The organism is Chitinophaga tropicalis, assembly GCF_009758205.1.
Classification (GTDB): Bacteria; Bacteroidota; Bacteroidia; order Chitinophagales; family Chitinophagaceae; genus Chitinophaga; species Chitinophaga tropicalis.
On the sequence record NZ_WRXN01000042.1, the window covers coordinates 1 to 1935 of the forward strand.

2 protein-coding genes are annotated in these 1935 nt (G+C 45.7%); both read right to left on the reverse strand.

Features of this window, described 5'->3' with window-relative positions; translation table 11 throughout:
- Nucleotides 1-79: 79 nt before the first annotated feature.
- Nucleotides 80-1348 (reverse strand): group II intron reverse transcriptase/maturase, encoded by a 1269-nt coding sequence (gene ltrA, locus GO493_RS30685; protein WP_157310068.1) that lies wholly within the window; start codon nt 1346-1348, stop codon nt 80-82.
- A gap of 146 nt (nt 1349-1494) precedes the next feature.
- Nucleotides 1495-1698 (reverse strand): hypothetical protein, encoded by a 204-nt coding sequence (locus GO493_RS30690; protein ID WP_157310069.1) that lies wholly within the window; start codon nt 1696-1698, stop codon nt 1495-1497.
- Nucleotides 1699-1935: the final 237 nt, after the last annotated feature.

The window sequence follows — 1935 nt, forward strand, 5'->3', positions numbered from 1 at the left end:
ATTGAGTAGGAAGGTAGGGATTAGTTCCCTACCTGTCCCCTCTAGCCACCGTACGTACGGTTCCGTATACGGCGGCCCATCAGAATAAAGCATTGGGAAGGGTACTTAACTCACATAGAGATAGGTACCCTTCCCTTTTTAGAAAGGATTTGTTCAGAACCTGTTGTAGTATAACACTGCCACTTATTCTCCAAGAGCCTTTTCGCGTGTTGCCCCATTGATATGCCTGCCAGTTGGGCGTCCCCAACTTGATAAGCATGCCCACTTTAGTTCTAGGTAGCTTCCATTGTCGCCAATAACATTGTCTGAGCCGACGGTGAACCCATTTATCTAAATCAGCAAATAGGCTCTTCGCTTCATTCAGCTTATAGTACTGAACCCAGCCTCGGTTTAGTTGCCTCAGCATCTCATAGCGCTTGTACATGGCGTATGGCTTGCTTCGAGAGGTAATTTCTCGTACCCGGGTTTTATACTTTGCGACGCTTTTCCTGGCGACCTTCAACCCCTTTTCTCCTTTCTTATGGTAAAAACTGTACCCTAAAAGCGTACTTTGCCATGGGCGAGTTGCCTCGCTTTTGTGATGGTTCACTTCTAGTTTAAGTTCTTGTTCAATGTAGGTACTTACACTTTTCAATACTCGTGTTGAACTACGCTTGCTCCTACTAAAAATGCACACATCATCAGCATATCGGACAAAACGATGGCCGCGTCTTTCTAACTCTTTGTCCAGTTTATCTAACAGTATGTTAGACAAAATTGGACTTAAGGGACCGCCTTGCGGCGTTCCTTCTCTGTTAGTAGAGGCTACTCCTTCCATCATTGCTCCTGCTTTAAGGTATGCATGGATCAGACGCAACACTCGTCTATCCTTTACTCGCATACTCAACAGATTTAGCAGATAGTTGTGATTCACCCGGTCAAAGAACTTAGCCATGTCTATGTCTACTATGTAACTGTAGCCCGTATTGACGTAAGCTCGCGCTTGTAGTAGTGCCTGGTGTGCATTGCGCTTCGGTCTGAAACCATAGCTACTTTCGCTGAAGGTATCATCGTAGATGATCATCAGTTGTTGCGCTATCGCTTGTTGTATCATCCTATCAAGTAAAGTGGGGATGCCTAGTATCCTTGTTCCTCCCTCTTGTTTAGGTATCTCAACTTTCCTTACTGCCGAAGGTTGGTAGTCACCGGACTGTAGTGCTATTTTCACCGCTGGCCATACAGATTGAACATGAGATTTAAATCCTTCGATTTCTATCCCATCTACGCCACCACTCCCTTTATTTGACATTACCTGTTCGTAGGCGCGACGTATGTTGCGGTTATCTAGTATACGTTCCAATAATTCCATTTACATCGGCTATATTTTTTTTTCTCTGCCTGCCTTGTTTCTTTCTTTCTGTCAAAGTGTGACTCAGCGCTCATTATACTTTCAGACTTCCAGTCTTATCCTTGTAATGTAGCCTTACTTTACCCGTAAGTTTTCTGCTTTCTTTATCACACCTTCAGTTCCAGATTTACTGCAAAGCTTCTGATGTCTGGCTCTTTCCTGTCTAAGGCTACAGGTACTACAGCCAGAGCTGACTTCTCTACAACCTGCAATGACATCGCTGGCACCCATTGCTCCTCACAGGATACGCGTCTCCCTAAGGCAGCTATTGTAGAGATCTCCCCGGGTAAGAACGCAAACTTTCTCTCCATATACCTGGCAGATATACAACCAACTAGTTCGGATAGTTTGGGGCTTTGTTTTGTATGGCAAACTCACCCTCTGTTGATTGCCTCATCTGCTTTCTGTTCGTCAGGCCGGAGATTTACCTTAGGCTTCCTTCAGATTCCTCCTCACGAAGGACACCCTTGCCATCGGTTAACGCTTCCCACTATCAAGGCGCGTTCGGGACTTACACCCTAGAGTTTGCGCCCGTGCCGGGCGCACCA

Coding starts and splice junctions, on each gene's coding strand:
- ltrA (WP_157310068.1), bottom strand. CDS start 1,348: ATGGAATTATTGGAACGTATACTAGATAACCGCAACATACGTCGCGCC.
- GO493_RS30690 (WP_157310069.1), bottom strand. CDS start 1,698: ATGGAGAGAAAGTTTGCGTTCTTACCCGGGGAGATCTCTACAATAGCT.